General features: G+C 60.9%; 21 protein-coding genes. 10 read left to right on the top strand and 11 right to left on the bottom strand.

The window, feature by feature from the left end:
* On the top strand, positions 1 to 189 hold a 189-nt coding region (locus WA943_RS12005), incomplete at its 5' end, for a hypothetical protein (RefSeq protein ID WP_424470117.1).
* A gap of 3 nt (positions 190 to 192) precedes the next feature.
* Here WA943_RS12005 and WA943_RS12000 read toward each other — a convergent pair.
* The 3 genes from WA943_RS12000 to WA943_RS11990 all read right to left on the bottom strand — a co-directional run bounded on the left by WA943_RS12000 (position 193) and on the right by WA943_RS11990 (position 2,878).
* On the bottom strand, positions 193 to 1,128 hold the full coding sequence (locus tag WA943_RS12000) for an NAD(P)H-dependent flavin oxidoreductase (RefSeq protein WP_424470116.1): 936 nt from the start codon (positions 1,126 to 1,128) through the stop codon (positions 193 to 195).
* Positions 1,129 to 1,264: 136 nt separating this feature from the next.
* Positions 1,265 to 1,759: a hypothetical protein gene (locus WA943_RS11995; RefSeq protein ID WP_424470115.1), complete on the bottom strand. Its 495-nt coding sequence runs from the start codon at positions 1,757 to 1,759 to the stop codon at positions 1,265 to 1,267.
* Positions 1,760 to 1,864: 105 nt separating this feature from the next.
* Entirely contained in the window at positions 1,865 to 2,878 is a 1,014-nt protein-coding gene (locus WA943_RS11990) for a glutathione S-transferase N-terminal domain-containing protein (RefSeq protein WP_424470114.1), read from the bottom strand.
* 138 nt (positions 2,879 to 3,016) lie between these two features.
* On the opposite strand from WA943_RS11990, the gene WA943_RS11985 reads away from it, so the two are divergent.
* Complete coding sequence (locus WA943_RS11985; RefSeq protein WP_424470113.1) at positions 3,017 to 3,838, top strand: alpha/beta hydrolase; 822 nt, start codon at positions 3,017 to 3,019, stop codon at positions 3,836 to 3,838.
* Here WA943_RS11985 and WA943_RS11980 read toward each other — a convergent pair.
* From WA943_RS11980 to WA943_RS11965, 4 genes are all read right to left on the bottom strand, one after another.
* On the bottom strand, positions 3,835 to 5,559 hold the full coding sequence (locus WA943_RS11980) for an N-acyl-D-amino-acid deacylase family protein (RefSeq protein WP_424470112.1): 1,725 nt from the start codon (positions 5,557 to 5,559) through the stop codon (positions 3,835 to 3,837). The two genes, WA943_RS11985 and WA943_RS11980, sit on opposite strands and share 4 nt — an antisense overlap.
* Positions 5,560 to 5,670: 111 nt before the next feature.
* A complete protein-coding gene (locus WA943_RS11975) occupies positions 5,671 to 6,084 on the bottom strand; it encodes a hypothetical protein (RefSeq protein WP_424470111.1) in 414 nt (137 codons plus the stop codon).
* A gap of 103 nt (positions 6,085 to 6,187) precedes the next feature.
* A complete protein-coding gene (locus tag WA943_RS11970) occupies positions 6,188 to 6,925 on the bottom strand; it encodes an NYN domain-containing protein (RefSeq protein ID WP_424470110.1) in 738 nt (245 codons plus the stop codon).
* Between the two features lie 106 nt (positions 6,926 to 7,031).
* A complete protein-coding gene (locus WA943_RS11965) occupies positions 7,032 to 7,976 on the bottom strand; it encodes an aldo/keto reductase (RefSeq protein WP_424470109.1) in 945 nt (314 codons plus the stop codon).
* Between the two features lie 219 nt (positions 7,977 to 8,195).
* Between WA943_RS11965 and WA943_RS11960 the strand changes: the two genes are divergently transcribed.
* Together WA943_RS11960 and WA943_RS11955 are read left to right on the top strand one after the other, a co-directional pair.
* Positions 8,196 to 9,461, top strand: coding sequence for an LLM class flavin-dependent oxidoreductase (locus WA943_RS11960; protein WP_424470108.1), 1,266 nt, complete (start codon positions 8,196 to 8,198; stop codon positions 9,459 to 9,461).
* Positions 9,461 to 10,237 carry an alpha/beta fold hydrolase gene (locus WA943_RS11955; protein ID WP_424470107.1) on the top strand — a complete coding sequence of 259 codons (777 nt, stop codon included), beginning with the start codon at positions 9,461 to 9,463 and terminating at the stop codon, positions 10,235 to 10,237. Before WA943_RS11960 ends, WA943_RS11955 begins: the two co-directional genes overlap by 1 nt.
* A 93-nt stretch (positions 10,238 to 10,330) precedes the next feature.
* Here WA943_RS11955 and WA943_RS11950 read toward each other — a convergent pair whose 3' ends face one another.
* Positions 10,331 to 10,738 carry an MAPEG family protein gene (locus WA943_RS11950; protein WP_424470106.1) on the bottom strand — a complete coding sequence of 136 codons (408 nt, stop codon included), beginning with the start codon at positions 10,736 to 10,738 and terminating at the stop codon, positions 10,331 to 10,333.
* A 78-nt stretch (positions 10,739 to 10,816) separates the two neighbouring features.
* On the bottom strand, positions 10,817 to 12,004 hold the full coding sequence (locus WA943_RS11945; RefSeq protein ID WP_424470105.1) for a Bcr/CflA family multidrug efflux MFS transporter: 1,188 nt from the start codon (positions 12,002 to 12,004) through the stop codon (positions 10,817 to 10,819).
* 315 nt (positions 12,005 to 12,319) lie between these two features.
* Between WA943_RS11945 and WA943_RS11940 the strand changes: the two genes are divergently transcribed.
* Together WA943_RS11940 and WA943_RS11935 are read left to right on the top strand one after the other, a co-directional pair.
* Positions 12,320 to 14,578 carry a TonB-dependent receptor gene (locus tag WA943_RS11940; protein WP_424470104.1) on the top strand — a complete coding sequence of 753 codons (2,259 nt, stop codon included), beginning with the start codon at positions 12,320 to 12,322 and terminating at the stop codon, positions 14,576 to 14,578.
* An 84-nt stretch (positions 14,579 to 14,662) separates the two neighbouring features.
* Complete coding sequence (locus tag WA943_RS11935) at positions 14,663 to 15,346, top strand: Fe2+-dependent dioxygenase (RefSeq protein ID WP_424470103.1); 684 nt, start codon at positions 14,663 to 14,665, stop codon at positions 15,344 to 15,346.
* A 24-nt stretch (positions 15,347 to 15,370) separates the two neighbouring features.
* On the opposite strand, the gene WA943_RS11930 is transcribed toward WA943_RS11935, so the two are convergent.
* Complete coding sequence (locus WA943_RS11930) at positions 15,371 to 16,954, bottom strand: AMP-binding protein (RefSeq protein ID WP_424470102.1); 1,584 nt, start codon at positions 16,952 to 16,954, stop codon at positions 15,371 to 15,373.
* 119 nt (positions 16,955 to 17,073) lie between these two features.
* On the opposite strand from WA943_RS11930, the gene WA943_RS11925 reads away from it, so the two are divergent.
* The 3 genes from WA943_RS11925 (at position 17,074) to WA943_RS11915 (ending at position 20,934) form a co-directional block, all read left to right on the top strand.
* Positions 17,074 to 18,153, top strand: a complete 1,080-nt coding sequence (locus WA943_RS11925; protein WP_424470101.1) for a lipid A deacylase LpxR family protein — start codon at positions 17,074 to 17,076, stop codon at positions 18,151 to 18,153.
* A 97-nt stretch (positions 18,154 to 18,250) separates the two neighbouring features.
* Positions 18,251 to 19,390 carry a DUF819 domain-containing protein gene (locus tag WA943_RS11920; RefSeq protein ID WP_424470100.1) on the top strand — a complete coding sequence of 380 codons (1,140 nt, stop codon included), beginning with the start codon at positions 18,251 to 18,253 and terminating at the stop codon, positions 19,388 to 19,390.
* A gap of 86 nt (positions 19,391 to 19,476) precedes the next feature.
* Positions 19,477 to 20,934 (top strand): AMP-binding protein, encoded by a 1,458-nt coding sequence (locus WA943_RS11915; RefSeq protein ID WP_424470099.1) that lies wholly within the window; start codon positions 19,477 to 19,479, stop codon positions 20,932 to 20,934.
* Positions 20,935 to 20,956: 22 nt separating this feature from the next.
* Here the strand turns inward: WA943_RS11915 and WA943_RS11910 are convergent, their stop codons facing one another.
* On the bottom strand, positions 20,957 to 22,843 hold the full coding sequence (locus WA943_RS11910) for a potassium transporter Kup (protein ID WP_424470098.1): 1,887 nt from the start codon (positions 22,841 to 22,843) through the stop codon (positions 20,957 to 20,959).
* A gap of 176 nt (positions 22,844 to 23,019) precedes the next feature.
* On the opposite strand from WA943_RS11910, the gene WA943_RS11905 reads away from it, so the two are divergent.
* On the top strand, positions 23,020 to 23,805 hold the full coding sequence (locus WA943_RS11905) for an enoyl-CoA hydratase (protein WP_424470097.1): 786 nt from the start codon (positions 23,020 to 23,022) through the stop codon (positions 23,803 to 23,805).
* The last annotated feature ends 7 nt before the right edge of the window (positions 23,806 to 23,812 follow it).

Raw genomic sequence — 23,812 nt, 5'->3', positions numbered from 1 at the left:
GCGCTGCAGGCGCGCGACGGCACGCCGCTTTCGGCCTGCGATCCCGAATGGCGCTCGCCGCGCCATGCCATGTCCATATGGGCGCCCGCGCAGCGGCTCGCTCTGGCGCTTGCGGCTGCTGGATTTTATCTCGGCGCAACGCGAATGAACGAGGCGGCGTTTCCGCTCGCCGCCCCGCAATTGCATTGAGCGTCAGCCGAAGGCGTGTGAGGCGCCAAGGCTGCCAAGGCGGCTGGTGATTGCAAAAAACTCGGCGACGGTTTCGTCGATGATGTCCTTTGCCGATTTAATCTCGTTGATCAGGCCGGACGTCTGGCCCGCAAGGGCGGGGGCTGCTTCCATGTCGCCGTCGAAATAGACGCTGCGAATATTCTTGAAGATGTCCGCGGGCATGCGGCCTTCTTCATAGATCGCGTCCATCTTTTCCGATTTCAGCGCGCGGATGCAGGGCGTCGCCTTCTTGTTGAGGACATAGGTGCCGGTCTCTTTCGAATCCACGATCTTCATCTTGTAATTCTGATGAACCGGGCTTTCAGCGGAGCTGACGAAACGCGTGCCCATCTGCACGCCTTCGGCGCCGAGCGCGAAGGCCGCCGCCATGCCCTTGCCGTCGCAAATGCCGCCCGCCGCAATCAGCGGCACGCTCACGCGGGCTCGGATCGCCTGCAGGAGAACGAGCGTCGAGACTTCTTCGGGATTCTTGAAGCCGCCGCCCTCGCCGCCTTCAACCACCAGCCCGTCGACGCCCGCATCGGCGCATTTGACCGCCGCATCAACGGTCGGCACGGCGTGATAGACGGTGATGCCGGCTTCCTTGAGCGGCGCGATGAACTTTGCCGGGCTGCCGGCGGAGGTCGTGACGAATTTGATGCCGGAATTGCAAACGAAACGCAGCATTGCATCGTCGCGCAGGAACATGATCGGCAGGTTGACGCCGAAGGGAAGCCCGAGCTCCAGCATCTTCTGGATTTCGACCTTGCAGGCATCGGTTTCGCCTGACGAGGTTTCGATGATGCCGAGGCCACCGGCTCTGGAGACGGCGGAGGCGAGCGGCGAGCGGGCGATCCAGCCCATCGGCGCCTGAACGATCGGATATTTGGCGCCGGTATGCGCGAGGACGCGATTCATTCTGTTTCTCCGGGGTTCGTGAGTGTCGATATCGAGGAGTAAGCCCGCTCGCGCGTCCGCTTGCAACAGGCGGCAGAAACGAAAACGCGGAGCCAGCACGGCTCCGCGTTCACTCGTTCAGCTTTGCCGATGAGGCTTACTTGAAGTGGCCGTAGGCCTTGACGACCGCTTCGGTCAGTTCCTTGTAGGCACCTTCGACGCCGATCTTGATCTCGTCGAATGCGCTCTCGCCCTGCTTTGCCAGCGACTTCAGACGCTGCTGAAGCTTCGAGCGATCGCTCTTGAGCTGACCCAGCACGCCGCGATAACGCTTTTCGGCGGCACGCAGGGCCTTCTTGGCCTCGCGTTCTGCCTTGTCGATATCGCGCGAAAGGCCTTTTACCTGCTTTTCCAGCACCTTCTTGGCTTTGGTCTGTTCCTTGGAAAGCTTCGGACCAGCCTTGCGTGCGGTTGCTGCTGCCTTCGGCTTTGCTTTCGCCTTGGCCACGGGCTTTGCTTTTGCCACAGGCTTTGCTTTCGCTTTTACCGTCGGCTTCTTGGCGGCAGTGGCGGGACGCGCCGCTTCCCGCCGCGTGACTTTCGCTACGCGCGTCGCCGCAGGACGCCCGCTTTTCTTCCGTCGTTCCGTCATTTTGACCTCGATGTTTGTCGCCGTCGATAATTCCACACCCCGACGATGTCAGAGTGCCGATATTATTGATGGCATACAAGAGTGTGCAGAGCTGCGACATCGAAATCAGTTGACGGAAAGAACGCCGAGGCAGCCCGCGTCACGCAGAACGGGATCGAGTCTTGCGCGGGCACCGGCGCTGAGCATCGCAAAACGCGAACGCAACTCGTTGAGACACTTCACCTGATATTTGAATGTCGCCTGCTCATAGCTCATGCCCAGCGCCTTGAATGAAAAGCTTTGCTCACCGCGTTTCAGCGCCGCCTCATTGGCAAGGAGGAAGGGGAAGTAGACCTCACCCGCCATCTTGAGGAGGCCTTTGACCGCTGGCGAGAGCGGCGCCTGCGGGTCGCGCCATTCGCCTTCGACGCCCGATGCATCGTCAAGCTGGGCGAGCCAGCGGAAGGTATAGGGCGCCGTCTCGCGCATCATGTCGGCCGGCGTCGGATCGACGGCGAGCTGGGAGAGCTGGCCCATCCAGCTGAAATCGGCAAGCGAGGGGCGCGAGCCGAAGAGATATCGCTCCTCCGTCACATGCGCTTCGAGAAGGGCGAGGACGCGATGCGCGGTTTCCTCGATCAGGGGCTGGTTCGCCGGCGTGCAACCGACAAGCGCCATGCGCCCGACCTGACGCTCGGAGAAATTCGCCGCATGGCGGGAGATGCTTCCAACGCCCTGCCCGGCCAAACGGTCGAAGGCGAGCCAGGACGACATCTGCTTCTGGTCGCGCTCGCGGAACCAGCGATAGTGGAACATCATCTTTGTACCCCACTCGTCCGCCATGTCTTCGAGCAGAAAAGCGAGGAAGGCCTGAGCCTCATCGTCGGGCACGACCGAGCGGAGGCCGGGATGAAGGCGTTCCAGCTCAAAAATCATCGGCGTCGAGTCATTGCGCAAAATACCGTCCGGAAACCGAATAATCGGGATCACGGCGGGCTTCACGTTTGCAATTTCGTAAGCGTTTCGATCGTTTAATTGCACCCACACATGAGGAAGGCGCCGGTAGCGCAGGATGGCGCGCATCTTCATGGAATAGGGGGAACCAAGGCCCCCCAGAATTCTATAGGTCTGCTCGCTCATGAGTTCCTCCCGATTCCGTTCCCCGCGACCCACTTCGTCTCGCGTGTTGCACGGGATCATTATTGGTTAATGGTAAACATTAATATGATCCATCGGCGGAGCCGGAGCAAGACGCGAAAAGATCCGCAGGCGGGGCGCATGCTCATGCTTATTCACGGCATGTGGAGCCGTCCGCATGTCTGGAAGAATTTCAAACATTTCTTCGAGGAGCGCGGCTATCGCGTTTTGACCCCGACCCTTCGCCATCACGACATAGAGCCGGGCGAAACGCCGGACCCGGCGCTCGCCACGACGAGTCTGCTCGATTATTGCGACGACCTTGCCGCCGAGATCGCAGGGCTCGATGAAAAGCCATTCCTCATCGGCCATTCGATGGGCGGGACACTGGCCCAGATGCTGGCGGCGCGCGGGCTTGCGCGCGGCGCAACGCTGCTTGCGACCGCACATTGCGCGCCCATCTTCACGGTCAATCCGATGGTCCTTGGCATATTCGTGCGCGAGATGATGCTGACGCCCTTCTGGCGGGAAACGCTGCTTCCCTCCTATCGCTCGCTCCGCTACGGCATGTTGAACGGGCTCAGCGAACGCGATGCGCGCAATCTTTACGCGACGCTCATCCCTGAATCGGGCCGCTCATTTTTTGAAATCGCCCTGTGGTATCTCGACGACAAACGCGCGGCGCTTGTCGACGCGCGACACGTCACCTGCCCGCTTCTGATGCTGACCGGAACGGACGACCGCCTGACGCCGATCTCCGTCGCGCAACGGACGGCGGAATATTTTGGCAGCAAGGCGCGCTTTGAGACGCTGGACGGGCACGCGCATTGGCTGCCGGCGGAAGTCGGCTGGGAGCAGATCGCCGAGCGCACGGCGCGCTTCTTCGAGGTTGAAGCGCAGCTTATGCAAATAGAAACGGGCGCAGCCGAAGCCGCGCCCGATTTCGATCCGCTATTCGTTTAGGCCGCGGGGGCGGCCTTGTGGCCGCGCACCAGCTTGCCGGGCAATGCGCCCGTATGCTGGCCATCGCGATAGATGACTTCGCCGCTTGCAATCGTCACCACATAGCCATCGGCTTCCTGCATCAGACGACGCGCGCCTGAGGGCAAGTCATAGACCATGTGCGGCGGGCGCAATTGCAGCCGCTCGAAATCGATCACGTTGACGTCGGCCTTGTAGCCCGGCGCGATCAATCCGCGATCGAGCAGGCCCATCGCTTCCGCCGTGTCGCGCGTCTGGCTTTTCACGACGAAGGGAAGCTCGAGCTTCTCGCCGCGCGTCCGGTCGCGACACCAATGCGACAGCATGTAGGTCGGCACACTGACGTCGCAGATGGCGCCGACATGCGCGCCGCCATCGGAGAGGCCGAACAGCGTGTTCGGATTGCGCATCATGGTCAGCGTGTTGTCGAGGTTGAAGTCGGTGTAGTTGTGCAGCGGGAAGAACAGGAACCCGTTGCCGCCATTGGCGGTGAGGATGTCATAGACGATCTCGTCGGGGTTCTCGCCGCTCGCCTTCGCGCGCGCGCCGATGCTGTCTTCAGGCGCTGGCTCGTAGTTCGGCGGATTGCCGAGATCGAACATCTTGTTATAGGCGCCTGCCAGCGAGTTCACGAAGGGATGACCCGCCTGCGGCGCCTCTGCGAGCATCTTCGCGCGGAATGCCGGATCGCGCATGATCTCGACGCGCTCGGCAAGCGGCAGATGCGCAATCGCCGCATAGCTCGGACGCGTGACGAAGGGATGCACGGACCCCTGAAGGCCGAGCATCAGGCCAACGGGACGGCCCTGCACCTGCGCACGGATCGGCAGGCCCTTTCCGGCGGCCTCATCGAGGCGCCTGGTCAATTCGCGCCACTGATCGGGAACGACGTCGGCCTGCACCATCGAGAAGCTCAGGGGACGACCGGAGATTTCGACAAGTTGCGTGATGAGGCCGAACTCGTGGTCGATTTCCTTGAAATCCGACACCCATTGCAGAACGCCCGCGCCTGCATCTTTCAGCCCATGCGCAATGGCGATCATTTCCGCGTCGGCCGCGCCAACGGTCGGCGTCAGATCGCCATCGGCGGTGCGATGCACCATGGTGCGCGTGGTGGAGAAGCCGAGCGCGCCTGCCTCAATACCTTCGCGCACGAGATCGCGCATCTGTGCAATTTCTGCCTCGGTCGCCGGTTCGCGCTTTGCGCCGCGTTCGCCCATCACGTAGACGCGGAGCGCGCCATGCGGGATTTGCGCTGCAACGTCGATGTCGCGCGGACGGGCTTCGAGCTGGTCCATGTAATCGCCGAAGCTCTCCCAATTCCAGGAGAGGCCTTCATGCAGCGCGGCACCGGGAATATCCTCAACGCCTTCCATCAAGCGGATCAGCGTGTCGTGGTCGCTCTTGCGCACCGGCGCGAAGCCGACGCCGCAATTGCCCATGACGACCGTGGTCGTGCCATGGATCGAGGACGGCGTCATGCGCTCGTCCCATGTGGCCTGACCGTCATAATGCGTGTGGATGTCGACCCAGCCCGGCGTCACGAGAAGGCCCTTCGCGTCGATCTCTTCGCGGCCCTTCGCCGTTACCGTGCCGACTTCGACAATGACGCCATTGTCGATCACAACGTCTGCCTGACGCGGCTCAGTGCCTGTGCCGTCCACCAGCGTTCCGCCGCGAATTACGATGTCCACTTCAGCCATGGAGTTCCCTCTGTTCTTTGAATGCTTGTTGAGAGGGAGCTTAGCCTCCGAATGCGCGAGGCGGAAGGGCGCAAACGCCCTCGCTTCGCCTCGCGACAAACGGCTTTGAACCTATTCCAGCGCTTTCAGCATGGTTTGCGTTTCGCTCGCGATGGACTTCGCCTTGGCGAGGTCCATTTCGGAAACGCCCGCCTCGGCTTTCATGAGCGCATCTTCGAGCGATTTCTTCTTCATCGCGTCGGCGGTGTCAGGAATGGCGCCATTGCCGAGCGCTGCGCAAGGGTTTTCCTCCTTGGGCGCAAAGCCTTTGCCTTCCGGTCCGACGAGGCAGTTGATGGTGTGGTGCAGGTGCATATGCACACCTGCAAGGTCGGCGGAGGCGGCGGCGAAACCGGCATGCTGTGCTCCGGCTGCGATCTCCTTGGCCGGTTGCGCGGCGAGAGCCGGGCTCACGAAAACAAAAGTGAAGCCTGCAACTGCGAATGCCAGCGCCATCGGCGCGACGTACCCTAGATTTCTGCGCATCGTGGAATCCTCCCTTTGAATAAGTAAAGGTCCGATGCCCCCAAGGCGGAAAGCCTACACCCATGATGCCAAAAGTGGGCGACAAATTCCGCTGAAAGACGGATCAGGAAGATGGCTCACGCAGCTTCACAAACGCCTGTTTCGGGCCACCTTCTTCACCGGCCAGCCGATATTCTGCGATGCCGCTTGCCTTGATGAGTGAGCTGAGTTTTGCAAAACCGTAAGTGCGCGCATCGAAATCCGGGTGATGGTCGCTGATTGCAGTACCGACTGCGCCCAGATTTGCCCAGCCCGTTTCCTCCTCTGCCGCTTCGATTGCGGTGCGCAGGAGTCCCAGCGGAGGCTTTGGCCTGGTCACCTTTACCTTCGTTGCAATGACTGCGGGTTCTGCTTCAGGCCGAAGGAACTCCGTGTAAATGAATTTCGTGCAGGCGTTAACGAAGGCAAGCGGCGTCTTCTTTTCACCGAAGCCGTAAACGGCCAAACCATTTTCGCGGGCGCGCGTGACGAGCCGTGTGAAATCGCTGTCGCTTGAGACGATACAGAAGCCTTCAACGCGACCGCCATGCAGCAGGTCCATGGCATCGATAATGAGGGCGCTGTCAGTAACGCTCTTGCCGTTGATATTGCGGAACTGTTGCATCGGCTGAATGGCGAGAGAAAGCATGGCAGCCCGCCACGGCTGGAGCGGAGGCATCGTGAAATCGCCATAGGCACGTTTGACGGTGACGTTGCCGAATTTGGCAATTTCATCGAGGACCGCGGACACAACGGAAAGCTGTACGTTCTCGGCGTCGATCAAAACGGCGAGCGGCTTATTGTCAGAGGATCGGTCGGCCATGTCGTTGCTCGCCATGCGGCTTCGGAACCGCAATGGTGGAGGCAATGACTTAACGGATGTTTACCGTTGGGCCGGGTCAAGCCCGGTTATGAGGAAGCGAGCACGATCAGAACCTGAAACTCAGCTTGCCGACGTCTGCCAGTTCCTCCGCATTCAGCTCCCATGCACCTGCCGCCACGTTTTGTTCGACCTGTTCGGGCTTGGTTGCGCCGGCGATGACGCTGGCCACATGGGGTTGCGAGGCGAGCCAGCCGATGGCGAGGTCGAGCGTGGTGTGGCCGCGGGCGCTTGCGAATTCGGTCAATTTTTCGACGAGGTCGAAATTGGCATCCGTCAGGATGTTCTTTGCGCCACCGCCCATGACGGTGAGACGCGCATCGTTGGGGAGATCGCGGCCGCGAATGTATTTGCCGGTGAGCATGCCGCTGGCGAGAGGGAAATAGGGCAGCACGCTTGCGCCATAGGCTTTGGCGGCCGGGATGAGTTCCTGTTCGATCTTGCGGTCGAGAAGATTGTAGTGGTTCTGCGCGGTGATGAATTTCGTGGCGCCCAGTTCCTTCGCGATGTACCAGGCTTCCGTCAATTGCCAGCCCGCAAAATTCGAGCAGCCGATATAGCGGACCTTGCCCGCACGGATGAGATCGTCAAGCGCGGCAAGCGTTTCATCGATCGGCGTTTCGGGATCGGGGAAGTGGATCTGATAGAGGTCTATATAATCCGTACCAAGACGCTTAAGACTCGCCTCGACTGCGTTCACGATGTAGCGGCGCGATGCGCCTTTCATCAAATCGCCCTCGCCCATCGGCAGGCCGAATTTTGTCGCGAGCACGATGTCCTTGCGGCGACTTCCCAATGCCTTGCCGAGCATGGTTTCCGAGCCGCCCTTGTTTCCATAAATATCGGCGGTGTCGAAAAGCGTGATGCCCAGATCGAGAGCCTTGCCGACAACCTTGTCGGTTGCCACCTGATCTATGCGCATGCCGAAATTGTTGCAGCCGAGACCGACGACCGAGACTTTGAGGCCGGAACGGCCCAGAGATTTCATACGCATCGCAATGCCTCCACTCGCTGAAATGGCTGATGGCTCAGCATAACGCCGCAAGGGGCATGAACGCCAAATCCGGCAGGGATTCGCGACGGCAATCTGTGAATTGCACCCCAAAAGGAAAGCCATTAGACTCCAGAATTAGGGGAATTACCCTAAAACAGAGGCAGGCCGCCGGGGACGCCAAAAAGCGGGGCGAGCAGTGCCCATCAGGAGGAAACGCTGATGAAATTCACCTGGTTCAACCTAATGCCGTGGCAGGACTTGCCCGATGACTTTCGCGAAAAGCATCGGTCGGTCTGGGTCGATATCGACTCGCGGCTTTTCGATCCGGCGAGAGCGCATCATCTCTACAATGAGTATATGGACCTGCTGGAATACTCCTCGACGCTGGGCTTTGACGGCATCGGCGTCAACGAGCATCACCAGAACGCCTATGGCATCATGCCTTCGCCGAATATCATCGCGGCGGGCCTTGCGCGGCGGACGAAAGATGTCGGCCTCGTCGTGCTCGGCAATTCCATTGCGCTCTACAATCCGCCCGTGCGCGTCGCTGAAGAAATGGCGATGCTCGATTGCATTTCGGGCGGCCGTCTCGTTGCAGGCTTTCCGGTCGGCACGTCGATGGACACCAATTATTGCTACGGGCAGATCCCGGCGCTCACGCGCGAAAAATATAATGAGGCGCATGACCTCATCAAACGCGCCTGGAACGAGCCCGATCCGTTTGCCTTCAATGGCCGCTACAACAAGCTGCGCCATGTCAACATCTGGCCGCGGCCGATCCAGAACCCGATGCCGGTTCATATTCCCGGCGGCGGTTCGGTCGAGACCTACGACTTCTGCATCGACAATACCTACTCCTATTCCTACCTGTCGTTCTCCGGCTATATCCGCGCCAAGGCACTGCTTCAGGGCTATTGGGACCGCGTGGCCGAGCGCAATGCGCCCGACGACTCGCCCTATCGCGCGGGCTTTGCGCAGACGATCTGCGTGGCCGACACGGACGAAGAAGCCGAACGCCTCTATTCGGAACATGTGAGCTATTTCTACAATCGCTGCCTCCATGTTTATGGCGGCTTTGCGGATGCGCCTGGCTACCGGACGATCAAGACGATCCAGACCGGTGCGCTGTCGCAATATGCGCCGCCCCTTGGCGGTTACGGGCACCTGACGTGGAAAGACCTGACCGAGCAAGGCCATGTGATTGCGGGCAGCCCGGAGACGGTGCGTCAGCGCATGGAAGATCTCATCAAGGGGCTTCGCGTCGGCAACATCTTCTGCCTGCTGCATGTCGGCAATATGCCGAAGGACAAGTGCATGTATTCGACGAAGCTCTTCGCCGAAAAGGTCATGCCGAAACTCCGCGACATGTTCCCGGAATACAAGGACGACAACCGCTTCTGGTGCAAGCCGCTTTCCAAACAGGCGGTACCCGGCAGCCTTCCCAATGAACAAGCCATCGCGGCCGCTGTCGGAGGTAAAGACTGATGGAACTCAAGACAGTCAAAACGCATCACGTCCCCGTCCGCTATTTCGAAGGCGGCAAGGGCGAGCCGCTGGTCTTCCTGCATGGGGCGGGCGGCATTCAGGCGGGCGATCCACTGTTTCTGAAGCTCGCCGAGAAATATCATGTCTATGCGCCACTGGTGCCGGGCTATGGCGACTCCGAGGAATGCGGCGAAATCCGCGATATGCTCGACTTCACGCTGCACACGATGGATGTGGTCGACGCGCTTGGGCTCAAAGACCCGATCCTTGTCGGCCATTCGATGGGCGGCATGATCGCCGCCGAGATGGCCGCCATTTCGCCCGCCAGCGTTTCGCGCCTCGGACTTATCTGTCCCGCGGGTCTGTGGCTCGACGATCATCCGATCCCCGACCTCTTCGCGATGCTGCCCTATGAGATGCCGCAATATCTCTTCCACGATGTGGAGGCAGGCACGAAGCTGATGACGGCGGGCGTCGCGCTTGACGATCCCGAATGGCTTAAGGGCTTCCTCGTGATGAATGCGCGGCAGATGGGCATGGCAGGCAAGATCCTGTTTCCCATTCCCGATCGCGGGCTCGCCAGCCGGCTCTATCGCATCAAGGCGAAGACGGTTCTGATCTGGGGCGACAGCGACAAGCTGATCCCGCCCGCTTATGCCCATGCCTTCAAGAAAGGCATCAAAGGGGCGGAGCTCGTGTCCATCGCGGAGGCAAGCCACATGGTCACGGCGGAAAAGACCGATCAGGTCGTCGCAGCCATCGGCAAGCTTGGCTGAACGATCACAAAAGTTTCGGCGTCAATAACAAGAAACGGATGCTGGATAGGAGCGAAGGGCCGCCTCGAAAGAGGTGGCCCTTCTGCTTTTGCGTCAGCCGTAGGTCTGCACAGCGGCCAGAACCAACTCGACCAGCGCGCCGATCGTCAGGAGCCCGGTCGAGAGAAGGCCGATGCTGAAGCCGAGGCTGCGCTTGCCCGCTGCTTCATAATAGCCGCGCGCATAGATGATGCGGCCGATCGGATAGAGGACGCCGATGATGGCGGCCCAGAGGTCGTGGCTCGTCAGCGCGAAAAGCCAGAGCACCGGAAAGAAGAGAAGCAATCCCTCCATCGTGTTTTCATGCACGCGAAGCACACGCATGAACTCGTCCGGTCCGGTGGTCGCGGGCGCGGGAACATTGAGCTTGGTGCGGACGCGGCCGACATTGATCGCCATCCAGAAATAGACGCCGAGCGTCAGTACGGTGACGAGCCCGGTGAGCGGATAGGCAAATGACATTTGATTCTTCCCCTGAGGTCATTGCAACGGGAGAGACGCTACATTGCCCTGCCCCGCCGCCCAAGCCCTCAATCGGTGCTAACGCGCGAAGAGGCGGGCGAGCGTTCCGGCGATGCTGAGGCCCGCAATAACCAGAGCCATCGGCAGCGGCGTGCCGTCGTTCAACATGCCGACAATGGCACCGGCACAGGCGGCGGCTGCAAATTGCACGACGCCGTTCAGCGCGGCAGCGGCGCCGATGAAATCCTGCGCGCGCGACATGGCGGCGGCCACGGCATTCGAACCGACGAAGCCGACGCTGCCGACGACGACAAAAAGCGCGGCGAGCAACGGGAGTAGTGCATCAGGTGCATAGATCGTCGCGCCGACGAGGCAAAGCGCGGCCACGAGATGCGCCGTGATGGAGACGGCCAGAATTCTGCGGCCCGATATGCGCCGGAGCAGAAAGGCATTGATCTGCGACGCGGCGATGAGGCCGAGCGCGTTTGCGCCGAAGATGAAGGCATAGTGTTCCGGGCTCAGCTTGTGAAAGTCGATGAAGACGAAGGGCGAGCCGGTGATATAGGCAAACATCGCCGCGGAAATGAAGGCATTCGCCAGAGTGAAGGCGACGAATTGGCGGTCCCTGGCCAATGCGAGATAAGCACGCAGAACCGGGAAGAAACCGCCGCTTGAACGGCGCGAGACCGGCAGCGTTTCGCCAAGCCCCCACCAGACGGCGACGAAACAGACCGCGCCAAAGCCACCGAGCAGCCAGAAGATGACCGGCCAGCCGAAATTAGTGAGGACCAGGCCGCCAATGACGGGCGCGAGGATCGGCGCGACGCCCATGACCAGCATCAGCAGCGAATAGACCTGCGCCGACTCGCGCTCTTCAAAGAGGTCCCGGACCATGGCGCGGGCGATGACGATGCCTGCACAGCCGCCCAGCGCCTGCACGAAACGCGCAGCGACGAGGCTTTCAATGTTTGCCGCATGCGCAGCCCAGACAGAGGCGAGCGAGAAAGCGGCAATGCCGAGAAGCAGCGGCGGCAGGCGGCCGAAACGATCCGACAAGGGACCAAGCACGCTCTGGCCGAGCGCCATGCCGATGAAATAGATCGCGAGCGTCCCCTGAACCGCGCCTGCGCTCGTGCCGAAATGCTGGGCTATGGCCGGGAAGGCCGGGAGATACATGTCGATGGCCAGCGGCGCGAAGGCCGTCAGCGCGCCGAGGATCAGGATGAAGCGCAAATGGCTCCGGCTGACGCCAGATGCAGATTTCATTTTCGATCCTTCAGCATGCCTCTTTCGGCACTTCATAGCGGCAAACCGGCCATCCGGCGACGCAGCAATATGCCCCCACACTTCATGTGAAGACTTTCGGCCACATTGATCGGAAATGGCGGCGCGATCGCCCGCTCGTGGCAAATTTGCGATTGAGAATAGGAATGATTCTTATTAGTATCAGCAGGCCTTGAGGTTCTAGGCACCATAATCAAGGACGGACACCGCGACCGAGACTGCGGATGTTCTCTGTTTTTCGCACGTGTTTCGTTGGCCCCGCGCATCGGGGCCAATCCCAACAGGGGGACTGACCTAATGATCGAAAAAAAGATGCCGGCACGTGTGCCGGGGTCGCTGCGTCTGCATGCCCGACAGGCAAGCTCTGCCGCCGGTTATCGCTCCGCATTGATGACCGCATGCTGTGTGGCAGCCGCCAGCATCGCGCTCCCCGCCATGGCGGATGATGCTGACGCAAAGAAGAAAGACGCGGCAGTCGAGATCCCGGCGCTCATCATCGAGTCGACCACGGCCAAAGGCGCGAACCCTTATGCCGATCCCTCCGCGCCTTACAAGGTCGATCGCTCGGCCAGCGGAAAGATCATTCAGAACATCCAGGATTTCTCCAAGGAAATCACGATCATCCCGAAAGAGGCGATCACGGATGCAGGCGCGACCTCCGTCAAGGATGTGGTCCGTTCGCAGCCCGGCATCACCATCGGCACAGGCGAAGGCGGCAACGCGCTCGGCGACCGCTTCATCATTCGCGGCTTTGAAGCGCGCGGCGACGTTCTGGTCGACGGCTTGCGCGAACCCGGCATTGTGAGCCGCGAGACATTCGCGCTTGAGCAGATCGAAATTTCCAAAGGTCCGGATTCGACATTTGCGGGCCGCGGCACGACCGGCGGCGCGATCAACATGATCACCAAGATGCCGCAGAGCGAAGACTTCAACAAAGTCTCGGTCGGCGTCGGCACAGATGGCTACAAGCGCGTGACCGTCGACAGCAATCTGGTCGTCAGCAAGACGCTCGCCGTGCGCGTCAACGGCATGTGGCACGACTCGAACGTGCCCGGCCGCAGCGACGACGTCGACGTGAAGGACGACCGCTGGGGCGGCGCCGCCTCCTTCGAGTGGCAGGCCTCCGACAAGGTCACGATCCTCGGCGATTATTACCACCTGAAGACCGACGCGCTCCCCGATTTCGGCGTGCCGTGGAATGCCAATGCCAAGACGCCCTACACGGTCGATGGCGAAGCAAAATATTACGGCCAGCTCACGCGCGATTTCTGGGAAACGACGCAGGACATCGCAACGCTTCAGTCACAGGTGAAGCTGACACCGAACCTGAACTGGAACACGCAACTGCGCTACGGCCATGCGACCAACGACTATGTGGTCGGCGCACCGGAAGCGCCGAACCTCGTCGCAGGCACCGTGCGCTCCAGCGCAAAGCAGCGCCGGCAATATTGGGATTATGTCGGCGGCCTCAGCACGCTGACCTTCGACTTCGAAACCGGCGCCTTCAAGCACACGATCGTCAGCGGCGTCGAAGCCACATATGAGGACTCGCGCAATCCCGGCTATATCGGCCAGAGCAATGTCGTCATCGACATCAACAACCCGAACCACAATGCCTGGACCGGCACGATCCGCAAGAACAACAGCCCGACGCAAAGCACCATCCAGACGCAGGCTGCGTTCCTCTCCGATACGGTGGAGCTGAGCGAACAGTGGCAGGTGTTCGGCGGCATTCGCCTCGACCACTACACGCAGCACCAGACATCCATTCCGGGAGGCAGCCCCTATCCGGAAACGACCGGCGACAGCGACGACATCTTCTTCAACTGGCATGCCGGCGTCACCTACAAGCCGCTGCCTTATGCGAGCTTCTACACCTCCGTCTCCTCGGCCTCGAACCCGCCCGGTGCGCTTTCGGATTCAACCAGCGCGGATTACGGCGGGAACACGACCGCGATCCAGTCGGCAAGCCCCGAGCGCGTGATCTCTTATGAAGCGGGCACCAAATGGAGCCTCTTCAATGAGCACCTGCTTCTCTCCGCCTCGCTCTTCCAGATCGAGAAGGATGGCGGCCTTGATGTGATCGTCGCAGGCGAAGGACAGGGCGAGCGTCGCGTGCGCGGCGTCGAGTTCCAGGCGGCAGGTAACGTCACGCCGGAACTCAGCCTCATGGGCGGCGTGTCGCTGTTCGATGCCGACGTGATACGGAGCCCGCAAGGCACCGGCAAGATGGTCAACACGGCGGAGAAGAGCGCATATGTTCAGGCGAAATATGCGCTCACCGACAAGTGGTCGGTCGGCTCGACGGTGACATATAAGGGCGAGGTTTTCGGCGGCACCTATGCGGCAAACCCGAACACGTCTCCCCGTCTGCCGGGCTGGGTGCGCGTGGACTTCATGTCCGACTATCAGGTCACCCCGGATATGAAAGTGCGCCTCAACGTGCTCAACGCTTTCGACCGCCTCTACTTCGATGCGCTATATCGCAGCGGCGCGCCTTTCGCCTTCGTGGCGCCGGGTCGCTCGGCTACACTGGCGCTCGATTACACCTTCTGATCCGCAACACGGCAGAAGGCACGACCCAAGCGGCAGGCCCCTCACAAAACGGGCCTGCCGCCTTATCTTGTCCCCGGAGGCAACATGCTGATCAGTATCCCGGACTTGCTGACCAAGGCAGAAGTCGCGGCGTTCCGCGCCGAGATGGACAAGGCCGAATGGATCGACGGCAAGGCGACGGCAGGCGAACAGTCCGGCGCGGTCAAACATAATCAGCAGCTCAAGGAAGACAGCCCGCTTGGCCGCAAGCTCGGCGACAATGTTCTCGATGCATTGGCGCGCAACGACATATTCCTGTCGGCGGCACTGCCGCTGAAGATTTTTCCACCGCTTTTCAATCGCTATCAGGGCGGCGAGCATTTCGGCACGCATGTCGACAATGCGATCCGCGTGGTTCGCGGCACGCCTGTGCGCATCCGCACCGATCTTTCGATGACGCTGTTTCTGAGCGAGCCGGAAGAATATGAAGGCGGCGTGCTCGTCGTCGAAGACAATTACGGCACGCAGGAGGTGAAGCTCGAGGCGGGAAGCATCGTTCTTTATCCCTCGACAAGCCTCCATCATGTGACGCCCGTCACCAACGGCGCGCGGGTCTGCTCGTTCTTCTGGCTGCAAAGCATGGTGCGCGACGATGGTCAGCGCACGCTGCTTTTCGACCTCGATACGAGCATCCGCTCACTTGCGGGCGAGCAAGGCGTCAATCATCCCGAAGTGGTCCGCCTCTCGGGCATCTACCACAATCTGCTGCGCCGCTGGGCCGATACGTGAGGCTGTCCCCCTTTTGAGCTGTCTTCAGATTTTCTTGTCACCCTGCCAGTAGCGATCGCGCACCGTGCGGCGCACGATCTTGCCGGACGGCATGCGCGGCAGATCGTCGGTGAAGTCGACGGAGCGCGGGCGCTTGTAGCCCGGCAGGCGCGCGGCGGCGAAGGCGACGATTTCCTGCGCAAGCGCTGGCGACGGCGCGAAGCCTTCGTTCAATTGTACGACGGCTTTTATTTCCTCGCCCCATTCCTCATTGGGAACGCCGACGACGGCGACGTCGTAAACGGCGGGGTGCTCCAGCACTTCCTGATCGATCTCGACGGGATAGATGTTCACGCCGCCCGAGATGATCACTTCGGCGCTGCGTCCGGTGAGGAAGAGAAAGCCATCCTCATCGAGATAGCCCATGTCGCCCATGGTGTAGTCGTCGCCGCGATAGGCGCCTTCGGTTTTCTCCGGCGCCTTGAAATATTCGAAGCGGCCTTGCTGTGGCGCCTGAAAATAGATCGTGCCGACTTCGTTGGGCTTTGCAATCTCACCCGCATCGTTGACGATTTTCATTTCGACGCCGGGAAGCGGCTTGCCGACCGTGCCGGGTTTGCTCAACCATTCCTGACTATCGGCGAAAATACCGCCGCCTTCGGTCGCCGCATAATATTCAAAGATCACCGGACCGAACCACTCGATTGAGCGCTCCTTCACATGGGTCGGGCAAGGGGCCGCGCCATGCAGTACCCAGCGCAGGGACGAGTAGTCATATTTTCCGCGCGTCTCGAGCGGCAGGCTGAGAATGCGGTGAAGCATGGTCGGCACGACATGCGTATGCGTAATCCCGTATTCCTCGACGAGACGCAGCGTTTCTTCCGCGTCCCACTTGTCCATGATGACGCAGCCGACGCCGGCATTGAGCGGAAAGTTCAGATTGAGCGCGAGCGGCGCGGCGTGATAGAGCGGCCCGGTGACGAGGGCCATGTCCTCGCCGGGCTGGAAGCCTGCCGTTTCGGTGAGCTTGACGAGAAGCGGCGAGACGGGTGCTGCCTCGCGGCGAAAGACACCCTTTGGATAACCCGTCGTGCCGGAGGTATACATCATCTGTGTACCAAGCACCGGGTCTTCAATGTCATGAACCGCTTCCGCGCCGACCGCGTCCTCGTAGTTCACAAAGCCCGGAATATCGCCGCCAATTGCGAGGCTGACGATGAGGCCGGGCGACATGCCCGCCGCTTCGCTCGCGGACTCCCTGAAACGGGCATCGGCGACGAAGGCCTTCGCTTCGCAATTGTCGACGATATAGCCGACCTCCACGCCCTTCAGATGCCAGTTGACCGGCGTGATGCGGAAACCGCCGCGCTGGCAGGCGACGATCGTCTCGACAAATTCCGGCCGGTTCGAGCAAAGAAGCGCAACGGCATCGCCCGCCTTCAATCCGGCGCGACGCAGCGCCCGAGTGAGCTGATTGGCGCGCGCATTGAGTTCGGCATAGGTTCTGTCTCCCGCCTCGGAGATGACCGCAGGTCTTTCAGGATCTGCCGCCGCGTGCCATGCGATGATCATGCCCGATGCAGCAGCGTCTTCGCGGCTCCAGCCTTCAGTCGTTTGCGACATATTCATTCGACAACCCTCCCCGGTTCCCGCCACGATTTGGTGTTATTTTCATTGTATTCATTGGACAGCGGTGTCTTTCCCTCCGTCAAGCGACCATTCGATACAATCCAGCCAGGTTCCTCCCAATGTTGAACAGATTTCGTGCCGGTCCGCTCCTGAGCGGCGTGGTGTTGTGCGGTGCAATCGGCCTCGGGCCTGCATTTGCCGGGGACCTGATGCCCGATCCGGCGATTACGCCCGATGGCGGTTTCATCACCTTTCAGACCGAAAACGATCTCTTCGCCAAATTCGCCAATACCGACCGGCACTATACGAACGGCATGAAAGCCTCTTGGCTTTCGGGGCCGACGAATGATCTGCCCGACTGGCTGAAGGCGATTTCCGCGCCGCCGCTCTTTGGCCTTTTCACCGACGAAAAGAACATTACCGGCGTCTCGCACCGGGTCGGCGTTGCGCTTTCACAGGCGATCTTTACGCCCGACGATACGGATACGACCGCGCCCATCACCAATGATCGGCCCTATGCCGCGTGGCTGCATACGACATTCACCCTGGAAAGCATTCGCAGCAACGATCTCGGCGACGCCTGGCAGGATCAGTGGAAGCTCGATCTCGGCGTCATCGGCCCGGCGGCGCTCGGGCGGCAGGTGCAAAATGGCTGGCACAAGATCATCAATGTCGAACAGGCGAGCGGCTGGGCGAACCAGCTTCGCAACGAGCCGGGTGTAAACCTGAGCTTCGAGCGCGCATGGCGTTCAAGCGTGTTCGAGACGCCGAAGATGTTCGGCCTCGCGACCGACGTCATTCCCTATGGCACGGTAGCGGTCGGCAATGTGCTGACCTATGCGGGCGGGGGCGCGGTGTGGCGCATCGGGCCGACCTTGCCTGACGATTTCGGACCGCCGCGCATCTATCCCGGCACAGGCGGCTCGGAATGGTTTCACGCCTCGACGGGTTTCGACTGGTATCTCTTTGCCGGTCTGGAAGGTCGCGCGGTGGCGCGGGATATTTTTCTCGACGGCAACACGTTTCGCGACAGCCTGAGCGTCGACAAGCGACCTCTCGTCGGCGATCTCAAGCTGGGTGCCGTCGCGGTTCTGGGCTCGACAAGGCTGAGCTTCACGCATGATTTCCGCACGCGCGAATTTTATGGCCAGCCGAAGATCGATCAATTCGGTTCGCTGGTTCTGGGCTTCGCGCTCTAGAACAAAGCGCAATACGAACCACGGTCAATGAAGCTTGTATTCCTGTCCTTGCTCTCCATGATATGCCGACTTCGGAATATCTCATGCAGGGACGGGGATGACTGGCTCGCTTATATCTGCCGAAAATAATTTCGGCCTCATCGCAATTTTTCTCTCTGCCGCAGCATTCGGGTTCTGGTCCGAGAGCACGAGACTCGGCAAGATTCTTTCCGGCGTCATTCTCACAATCGGTGCGGGCGCTCTTCTGTCCAATCTGCGCATCCTGCCCTTCGCCTCGCCCTTCCATGATCTCGTATGGACCTATGCCATCCCGCTCGCGATTCCGCTGTTGCTCTTCAAAGCGGATTTGCGGCGCATCATTCCGGAAGCCGGCCGTCTTCTGCTCGCCTTCGCCATCGCCACGTTCGGCACCATCGCCGGCGTTTTCGCCGGATTTTATCTGATCGGCCTTGGGCCGCTCGGTCACAAGATCGTCGGCACGATCGGCGCAAGCTGGATCGGCGGATCGGTGAATTTCGCTGCCGTGTCGAAAATGATCGATCTCAATGACGGCACGGTTCTCGGTGCGATGGCAGCATCCGACAATGTCGGCGGCACGCTCTTCCTGACCCTGCTCGTACTTTTACCCGGCTCGGCACTCATTCGCCGTTTTTTCCCATCCGCCGTGATCGACGCTGCGCCCGTGGAGAAGGACGCCGCCAAATCTGAAGAACGCGGGCGCTTCCATGCGGCTGATCTGGCGACGGCACTGGCGCTCTCGGCGCTTTGCTGTTTTGCCGGCTACACGGTTGCAGAATTTCTCAACGTTCCGCAGTTCGGCATGCTTTTCGTAACCATTGCCGCCCTCACCATCGCCAATGTTTTTCCGCAGCGCATGCATGGTCTTCAGGGCGATTTCGATCTCGGCATGTATTTTATGTACATCTTCTTTGCCGTCATCGGCGCCAGTGCGGACGTGCTTTTGATGCTGCAAACGGCGCTCCCCATCTTCGCATTTACGGGTGTGATGGCCGTGGTGCACCTTGCCTTTGTTCTTGGCGGTGCGAAACTTTTCCGGATCGACCTTGCCGAAGCGCTTATCGCGTCGAATGCGTGCGCGCTCGGCCCGGCAACCGCTGCCGCGCAGGCGGCGAGCCAGCGATGGGACACGCTTGTGACACCCGCCGTGATGCTCGGCATTCTCGGCTATGCTATCGCCAACTTTATCGGCGTCGCTCTATCGCAGTTTCTCGCATGAGCTGCAGCAGACGGCCAGCGGTTGAACTATTCGGTTCGCCGGTTCCGGGCTTCGCTTTATAAAGAAAAGAAACATCGAGGAACGCCATGCCCATTCTTCCCATCGGTCGCATTCCCGCCTTCTGGGCCGCGCGTGATGCGAACGCGCCTGCGATCACACATGACGATCGCACGATTAGCTGGGGCGAGTTCGATGCGCGCACCAACAGGCTTGCGCGTGCCTATGAAAAGCTCGGCGTCAAAGAGGGCGACTTCGTAACCATCGGCCTTCCGAACGGTATCGAGTTTTACGAAGCATGCTTTGCCACATGGAAGCTCGGCGCGACACCGCAGCCGATATCGGCACGTCTGCCGCAAGCGGAGCGGGAGATGATCGTCGAAATCGCGGCACCGTCGCTTGTTGTCGGCGCACCGCCGGGCGCACATGGCGCTGTGGTTTGCATCGAGGCAGGCTTTGAGCCCGATGCTTCGCTGCCCGACACCGAATTGCCGGAGAAGACGGCGCGATACTGGAAGGCGCCGACATCGGGCGGCTCGACCGGGCGGCCGAAGATCATCGTCTCGAATGATATCGGCGCGTTCGATCCGCTTGAAGTTCGCCTGCAGCAGGAAATCGGGCGCGCGCAACTCGTGCCCGGCCCGCTCTATCACAACGGGCCGTTCAGCTTCTCAATGACGGGCATTACGCGCGGCAACCACATCATCGTGATGACGCGCTTCGATGCAGAAGAAACGCTGCGCCTCCTCGCCGAACACAAGGTGGACTGGGTGATGCTGGTTCCGACCATGATGCATCGCATCTGGAATCTGCCCGAAGATGTGCGCAACAAATACGACCTCTCGCATTTGCGCATCATGTTGCATCTTGCGGCACCCTGCCCCGCATGGCTCAAGGAGAAGTGGATCGAGTGGCTCGGGCCGTCGCGCGTTCATGAGCTTTACGGCGGCACGGAAGCGCAAGGCGCGACATGGATCTCGGGCGATGAATGGCTTTTGCATCGTGGCTCCGTCGGCAAGCCTGCGGAAACCTGCGAGATGAAAATCGTCGGCGAAGACGGGCGCACGCTTGGGCCGCGCGAGACGGGCGAAGTCTATATGCGGCCTCTCAGCGGGCCGGGCACGACCTATCATTATCTCGGCGCGGCATCGAAACAGATTGATGGCGGATGGGAGTCAATCGGCGATATCGGCTGGATGGATGAGGACGGCTATCTTTATCTCGCCGACCGGCACACGGACATGATCCTTGCGGGCGGCGCAAATATTTATCCCGCCGAGGTCGAGGCCGCGATCGACGCCTTTGCGGGTGTGCGCTCGTCTGCCGTCATCGGGCTGCCGGATGATGATATGGGCAATACGATCCATGCCATCGTCGATGCGCCGGAGGGGTTCGACGAGGCAGCGCTGCGCGCGCATCTCGCCGAGCGTCTTGTGCGATACAAGATTCCGAAAAGCTTCGAGCTTGCGCATGAGCCGCTACGCGACGATGCCGGAAAGCTGAGGCGGTCCGCGTTGCGCGCGGAGCGGATCAAGGCGCGCGAGTAACGCCCCCGCGCGCTTTGCGCGATCAGACCTCGGTCTTCGTGCCGAGTTCCACGACGCGGTTTGGCGGAAGCTGGAAATATTCGGTCGGCGACAATGCATAGTCCATCAGCAGAATGAAAAGCTGAGACTGCCAGGCGGGCATTTTCGACGAATGCTCATGCACCAGCGTCTGGCGGCTGACGAAGTAAGACGTTTCCATTGGCGGGAAATCGAGGCCGAAGGTGCGGCAGCGTTCCAGCGTTTCGGGGACGTCGACCGGCTGCATGAAGCCGTGGCGGATTTCGATGCGCGCGAAACCGTTTGGCAGCGTCTCGACATGCAACTGCTCGCTCAACGGGACACGCGGCGTGTCTTCGGTGCTGACGCGCAGCAGGGCCACGCGTTTATGCAGCACCTGATTGTGCTTGAGATTATGCAGAAGCGCCGTCGGCACCATGTCGAGATTGGCGGTAAGGAAGACGGCCGCACCCTTCACGCGCTGGATTTTCTGCGCCGCCGCCTGTTTCAGCAGGGTCTCAAGCGGCACGGCGCCATCGAGGAATTGCTCGGAGAGAATCTTGCGACCCCGCCTCCAGGTTTCCATGACCGCCACAATGACAAGCGCGATCATGATGGGTAGCCAGCCGCCTTGCAGGAACTTGGTGAGGTTCGAGGTCAGGAAGCTCAGATCGATGGTCAGGAAGACCAGCGCGACCAATGCGGTGGGGATCAGCGGCCAGCGCGCGATATAGCGGTAGTAATAAAAGCCGAGCAGCGTCGTCGTCACCATCGTGCCGACCACGGCAATGCCATAAGCATAAGCAAGGTTCGACGAGGACTCGAAACCGAAGACCACCGCCAGCACGCCGACCATCAGCGCGGCATTGATCTGCGGCACGTAGATCTGGCCGGATTCGCGCGCCGATGTGTGACGAATGCGAACGCGCGGCAGCCAGCCAAGCTCGACCGCCTGGCTCGTGACCGAGAATGCGCCGGAGATGACAGCCTGCGAGGCGATGATCGCTGCCATGGTCGCGAGCAGGACCAGAGGAATGCGCAGGAATTCCGGCGCGAGCAGGTAGAACGGGTTTTCGACTGCCTCGGGCGTATGAAGAAGCAGCGCGCCCTGACCGAAATAGTTGAGAATGAGAGCGGGCCAGACAAGTCCGATCCAGATGCGCCGGATGGTCGAGCGGCCGAAATGGCCCATATCCGCATATAGAGCCTCAGCGCCGGTGATCGCGAGGACGACGGCACCGAGCAGCAGAAGCGGATGCGTCTGGCCGCTGATGAGCAGCTCAAAGCCGGGACGCGGGTTGAGCGCCGCCAGCACGGCCGGTTCATGCGCTATGCCCCAGATGCCGAGCGCGCCAAGCGTCACGAACCAGACGCCCATGACGGGGCCGAACAGGGCGCCGACGCTTGCCGTGCCGCTCTTCTGAGCCAGAAACAGGCCGACCAGTAGCACCGCCGCGATCGGCATGGTCATGCCGTCGAATGCGGGCGAAATCACCTCCAGGCCCTCGACAGCGCCGAGAACCGAGATTGCCGGTGTCAGTACGCCGTCGCCATAGAAGAGCGCCGCGCCGATCATGCCCGCAATCGTGATCGCGCCGCCGAGGCGGCCATTCGTTCCGCTGCGCTTCAGCGACAAGGCCGTGAGTGCGAGCACGCCGCCTTCGCCCTTGTTGTCAGCGCGCAGGATGAAGATGACGTATTTCAGCATCACGATGAGCGTGATCGCCCAGAAGACAAGCGAGAGCACACCGGTGACAGACTCCGGCGTCGGCTTCAGACCCACGACAGGGTCGAAGCATTGCCGGATTGTGTAAAGTGGGCTGGTCCCGATATCCCCGAATACGACGCCAAGGGCGGCGACATGGAGAGCCACCCGGATGGGTTGCTTCTCCTCGGATGAGGCACTGCTCAATGAATCGAGCCCCTTGAGTTGTTTGGGGGGTTGCGAGGGGGCGCATGCTGTCCGAACGATGGCTCCGGGTCAACAAATCCGTTTCCCCGGTCGGTTTGCGGCCCGCCCTGCCCTCTGATAGACGAGGATTACAGCCATTCATTGCCATTTTTTAAACCGTTATGGAGAATAATAAAATGACCGATACGGCGCAAGGCTCCGTACTGCTCGTTGAAAAATCCGGTGGAATCGCCACCGTCACACTGAACCGCCCCACGGCCATGAACGCCCTGTCGCGCGAACTGCGCACGGCGATCGCCGAAACATTCGACAAGCTGGAGGCGGACCCCGAAGTCCGCGCCGTAATCCTGACCGGCGCGGGCAAGGCTTTTTGCGCGGGGCTCGACCTCAAGGAACTCGGCAGTGGCGCAAGCACGGTCGGCGGCACCATCGACGACAAAGATCCCGTGACCTCCATCGGGCACTTCTCCGGCCCCGTCATCGGCGCGATCAACGGCGTTGCCATCACCGGCGGCTTTGAGCTGGCGCTTGCCTGCGACGTGCTCATCTGCTCGACCAATGCGCGCTTCGCCGACACGCATGCCCGCGTCGGCATTCTGCCGGGCTGGGGCCTGAGCCAGAAATTGTCGCGCGTCCTTGGCATCTACCGCGCCAAGGAACTTTCGCTCACCGGCAATTTCCTGTCCGCCGAGCAGGCTGAAGCATGGGGCATGATCAATCGCGTCGTCGCGCCCGAAGATCTGCTCCCCACATGCCGCAAGCTTGCGGAAGACATGCTCTCGCTCGTGCCGGAACTTCTCCCCGCCTACAAGAAGCTGATCAATGACGGCTTTGCGGAGAACTTCGGCGATGCCTTGCGCACGGAGCGGCGCTTTTCGGGCGAGCGGAACAAGAATGTCGACTCATCCGCCGTCGAGGCGCGGCGCGAAGCCGTGCGCCAGCGCGGCCAGCAGCAGAAATAAGCGAAAG

This window comes from Parvibaculum sp. (genome assembly GCF_049651025.1).
In the GTDB taxonomy this organism is placed as follows: domain Bacteria; phylum Pseudomonadota; class Alphaproteobacteria; order Parvibaculales; family Parvibaculaceae; genus Parvibaculum.
Note: the sequence above shows the minus strand (reverse complement) of the source record. Positions and strands in the feature narration are given on the sequence as shown.

Coding starts and splice junctions, on each gene's coding strand:
- WA943_RS11915 (WP_424470099.1), top strand. CDS start 19,477: ATGCCCATTCTTCCCATCGGTCGCATTCCCGCCTTCTGGGCCGCGCGT.
- WA943_RS11935 (WP_424470103.1), top strand. CDS start 14,663: ATGCTGATCAGTATCCCGGACTTGCTGACCAAGGCAGAAGTCGCGGCG.
- WA943_RS11960 (WP_424470108.1), top strand. CDS start 8,196: ATGAAATTCACCTGGTTCAACCTAATGCCGTGGCAGGACTTGCCCGAT.
- WA943_RS11920 (WP_424470100.1), top strand. CDS start 18,251: ATGACTGGCTCGCTTATATCTGCCGAAAATAATTTCGGCCTCATCGCA.
- WA943_RS11985 (WP_424470113.1), top strand. CDS start 3,017: ATGCTCATGCTTATTCACGGCATGTGGAGCCGTCCGCATGTCTGGAAG.
- WA943_RS11975 (WP_424470111.1), bottom strand. CDS start 6,084: ATGCGCAGAAATCTAGGGTACGTCGCGCCGATGGCGCTGGCATTCGCA.
- WA943_RS11930 (WP_424470102.1), bottom strand. CDS start 16,954: ATGAATATGTCGCAAACGACTGAAGGCTGGAGCCGCGAAGACGCTGCT.
- WA943_RS12000 (WP_424470116.1), bottom strand. CDS start 1,128: ATGAATCGCGTCCTCGCGCATACCGGCGCCAAATATCCGATCGTTCAG.
- WA943_RS11925 (WP_424470101.1), top strand. CDS start 17,074: ATGTTGAACAGATTTCGTGCCGGTCCGCTCCTGAGCGGCGTGGTGTTG.
- WA943_RS11950 (WP_424470106.1), bottom strand. CDS start 10,738: ATGTCATTTGCCTATCCGCTCACCGGGCTCGTCACCGTACTGACGCTC.
- WA943_RS11990 (WP_424470114.1), bottom strand. CDS start 2,878: ATGAGCGAGCAGACCTATAGAATTCTGGGGGGCCTTGGTTCCCCCTAT.
- WA943_RS11980 (WP_424470112.1), bottom strand. CDS start 5,559: ATGGCTGAAGTGGACATCGTAATTCGCGGCGGAACGCTGGTGGACGGC.
- WA943_RS11970 (WP_424470110.1), bottom strand. CDS start 6,925: ATGGCCGACCGATCCTCTGACAATAAGCCGCTCGCCGTTTTGATCGAC.
- WA943_RS11945 (WP_424470105.1), bottom strand. CDS start 12,004: ATGAAATCTGCATCTGGCGTCAGCCGGAGCCATTTGCGCTTCATCCTG.
- WA943_RS11955 (WP_424470107.1), top strand. CDS start 9,461: ATGGAACTCAAGACAGTCAAAACGCATCACGTCCCCGTCCGCTATTTC.
- WA943_RS11965 (WP_424470109.1), bottom strand. CDS start 7,976: ATGCGTATGAAATCTCTGGGCCGTTCCGGCCTCAAAGTCTCGGTCGTC.
- WA943_RS11905 (WP_424470097.1), top strand. CDS start 23,020: ATGACCGATACGGCGCAAGGCTCCGTACTGCTCGTTGAAAAATCCGGT.
- WA943_RS11940 (WP_424470104.1), top strand. CDS start 12,320: ATGATCGAAAAAAAGATGCCGGCACGTGTGCCGGGGTCGCTGCGTCTG.
- WA943_RS11995 (WP_424470115.1), bottom strand. CDS start 1,759: ATGACGGAACGACGGAAGAAAAGCGGGCGTCCTGCGGCGACGCGCGTA.